1 protein-coding gene is annotated in these 4,256 nt (G+C 43.6%); it reads left to right on the top strand.

Annotated elements, in window-relative coordinates:
• Positions 1-4,256 (top strand): Ig-like domain-containing protein (locus RHS_RS27240; protein WP_047834941.1); only part of this gene is annotated, 4,256 nt, incomplete at both ends.

Here is a 4,256-nt window from a genome sequence, read left to right as displayed (position 1 = left end):
ACAGAACCGGGAGCATTGGCAATTGGACATCCGACATTTAAGAACACGGAAAGCTTGGCGGATGTATACGATTTGGGAGGCGTAACGTATGATTCAAAAGAAATGATGAAAGCACTCTATCAGCAGGATCTGGATAACGGTGGAGATTCCTTTTATATGGACCGTATTCTGGCGCGTTATGGAGTGGCAAATGGCAACGCAGGCAATAATGGGGATGATGATGGCAATACGTTTATGACCAGAGGCCGGGCACTTTATATGTACACCAGCAATCCGGCCATTATTGGTTTTGGCGGAAAAACCAGCTATGGATGCAGTTCTTCCGGCAGTTCCCTGGGAGGAGACATGTATGCGATTAGTTTTTCGGAGGGTTCCAGCACATTAAGCTCCAAAGAAGTAACAAGTAAGCGTGTGAATTATCCAAGTAACTGGGTAAGCCAGTATCAGGTTGGTTCCCTGACAGCAGATGTGGAGAAATTCATCAGCAATGAAAATGTTGCGGTAACGACGGTTAATCTGACTAATACAGAGGGATCTGACAAAACGATTACGGTTAATGTTAATTCCAACTTTGTAAGCAGCCGTGATGAAGTGACGGTGGGAGGCGAAACCCAGCTGGAACTTACCGGATCTATGAATTCTACAGCTGATTTAACAAAGATCACTACCCGCTTATCTGGAAATGGATTTGAGTATGCGGAAGGATCTAATAAGTCCATGGTGAAAACAGTCACCATCCCGGCAGGACAAACAGTAGAAGTAAAAGTTGTTATGGCTTTTACCACAGAAGAACTTCCACAGTCCACAACAGATTACGTACGTTTTCTGGAACTGGATGGTACGAGCGCATTAAAAGCACAGAAGGCAGAGTACAATCAGTACTGGGCGGACAACCTTCCATACATAGACGTACCGAATAAAGCAGTCCAGAAGGCTATTGACTATCGTTGGTGGCTGGAACGTTTTAATACAATGGATGCTAATATTCCAGGATATGACTTCCAGTACCCGGTAACGGTTGAAGGTGTATTGGGCTATAACAATGCTATTGCATTGACTCAGCCAATGCATTTACAGGATACGAAATGGTTAAGAAATGCTTACTTACCGCTGGGTCAGCTGTTATCAGTAGGAAACAGTTCCCAGAGCAGCGCATTCCTGGACAATCCGGGTAACCGTTCAAACTGGAATAACCATTATGGACAGTATATCGCAGACGCAGGATTAGAGGCATTTAATGTTATTGGCGGCGGGGCAGAGCTGGCTGAAAACCTGGCATATTATTTTGAACATGATGCCAAAGGACAACTTGACCACTACGGCAACCATACAAGTGCAACCACTCCTGAAAATTATCTGATTGATTACCAGAATAATTATATGACAGGAAACGATGCAGATACGATTTCCATGCATGTAAAAGGAATTGGAAACTGGAAGACACATGGAGAAAATGCATACGTATATGCGGCTGCTCAATCTGCTTCTGACCTCTATGGAATGTTAGGAAATATTGAAAAATCAGAGGAAATGAAAACTCTGGCTGAAAATATCCAAAGTGACATCCTGGAGTACCTGTGGTGTGACCAGTGCCAGAAATTTGAGACACGTGCAGTAAGTCCTACCAGCTCTTTTGTTTCCCATAATCCGGACAAACCAAATCTGGTAGAATTGACAGAATCCAATAACTACAATTATTTCTCTGTTGGAGCAGTTCCCACAGACGAAGCATCCATTGCAAAATATAAAGAAGCACTTAAGACCTTTACCAATGGAGAGGATTTCCCGATCTTCCCGTATTATACGGCAAATCAGGTACACAATAAGCAGCTTCCGGGATCCAATAACTTCTCGAATATTAACTTTACTGTTCAGGCAAGAGCATATGAAGCAGCACTGCGTACCTATGACGTAGAGCAGGAATATGTAACGGATGATATGCTTGCCCTCATGGTTGAGTGGTGCGCATGGAATATGTATCCCAATGGCGGAGACATCCGTTATCCAAATAATAACGAATTCTTCAATATTGATGATAAGACATTAGAGACCTACTACCGTTCCTGGATTTACCACAATATCCTTGGTAACTATACCTATCTCTTTATTGAAGATATGGCAGGCGTACAGCCCCGTTCCGATGAAAAACTGGAACTGGATCCAATCGATTTCAGCTATGACCATTTCATGGTAAATAATATTCGTTATCATGGCAAGGACATAACAATCAGCTGGGATAAACCGGACGGAAATAAATATTACGGTGACAATGTACCGGAAGGTTTTGCAGTATGGATCGACGGCGAATCTGCATTTGTATTAAATGATCTGGTTCACGTTGTATATGACGCTAAGACAGGCGAACTGGAATTCCCGGAAAATGAAAAAACTACAGTACTTTCAAAAGCTTCTGTTTCTGAGATACCGGCAGCAATGGATGTTGCTATTACAGACAGAAATGCCGTTGAATTGCTGAAAAAATCCGGAATCAATGGTTTGACAAATGAAGCAGAAGGTGCAGCTGTAACCGCATCTTATACTCCGGCTAAAGCAAGAGCTGCAACATGGGCAGAGAAGCATCGCGCAGATGGAAGTGACGCTACCTCAAAGGCAGTAAACGAGACAGCTCCGGACCCACAGGCTGTAACCGATGGAATGACCGTTAATATGCCATTCTGGGGCAATGACCAGAGTACCAATGCAGCAGATTCCCTGGTAATTGATTTAGGCGGACAGAAGAATATCGATATGATGGATATTTATTTCTACAATGACCGTCAAAGCGGAGGTTATGCAGAACCGACGAAATACACGTTGGAATACTGGGACGGCAGTGCATGGAAGCATGCAGAAAACCAGAACAGGACACCTGCAATTCCAAGGGCAAATTACAACGAAGACAAATTTAAAGAAATTACCACGGACAAAGTACGGGTAACCGTAACAAATCAGCCGGGACGATATACGGCAGTTACAGAAGTCCAGCTATTTAAAGAGGGCGGAGACCGTCCGGCAGTAGAAAACCAGGCGCCGGACGTAACAGTAAAAGTAAATACAGAGAAGCTGGAGAATATGAAAGCTTCACTGACCGCACAGTGTACAGATGACGGATTGCCATATGATAAGACACTTACTTATAAATGGGAAGTAACCGAAAAACCATCTGATACGGCATCTGCTTACTTAAGCGATGAAAAAGCCTTAAATACTTCGTTAATCGGTTCCGAAGAAGGAGCTTACAAAGTAAGATTCACAGCAGATGATGGGGAAATACAAACAGTAAAAGAACTTTCCGTAGAGATTAAAAAAGCAGATACACAGGCAGATATAGATGTTGCGCCTTCTGCTGCTGCAAGTTCAGATTATACAGCAAGCTGGGAAAAACTGGACGGAATCAATAATACAGCATTTGAGCCGACAAAATCTGCTGGCGGTACTGGCAAAGGCTGGGGCAACTGGGGCGTTTCAGGCGGAGCCGGATCTAACCACTGGGTACAGTACACCTGGAAAGAAGCTGTCAATATCTACAAGAATGATATTTACTGGTACGATGATAACGGAGGAACCCGCGTTCCATCCTCCATTCAGATCCAATACAGAAATGATGCAGGCGAATGGGTTGACGCTAATGTAATTACCGATTTCCAGGATGCGAATAAGAAGAACAAATATAATACCATCGATATGATCCCGGTAACCACAACCGCACTGCGCATGAATATGAAGCTTTCCGCAGCAGGAACCGGAATTTACCGCTGGAAAGTATACAGCACACCGGTAGAAGAAATCCTTCCGGTATTCAAAGGAACAAAAACCGGAACCATTCCGGAAATGCCAAAAGATATTATTGCAAAAACTTCTTACAGCGAATTGAGATCCGTAAAAGTACTCTGGGATGCTATCACACAGGATCAGGTAGCTGCAGACGGACAGTTTACAATCAATGGTGTAAATGAAGAAACCGGTAAATTTGTTACGGCGACCATTACAGCAAGGTCTGATATGGATAAAGCAACCATTACAACCGTCGACGACACAACAGTCAACACCCTGGCAGGAAACCTTCCATATATGCCGCAGACCGTTATGGTTCTGTACAACAATGGTGTAAAGGACAATGTCAGTGTCAAGGTAACATGGCCTGAAATTACCGCAGACCAGGTTGCAGCGGAAGGAACATTTACCATTGAGGGAGTTGTTGAAGGTACAACAACAAAAGCAAAAATGACGGTTAATGTAAGAGGAATGTCCGTAGA

The organism is Robinsoniella sp. RHS, from assembly GCF_001029355.1.
Classification (GTDB): Bacteria; Bacillota; Clostridia; order Lachnospirales; family Lachnospiraceae; genus Robinsoniella; species Robinsoniella peoriensis.
This window is presented reverse-complemented; position numbering and strand designations above follow the sequence as displayed.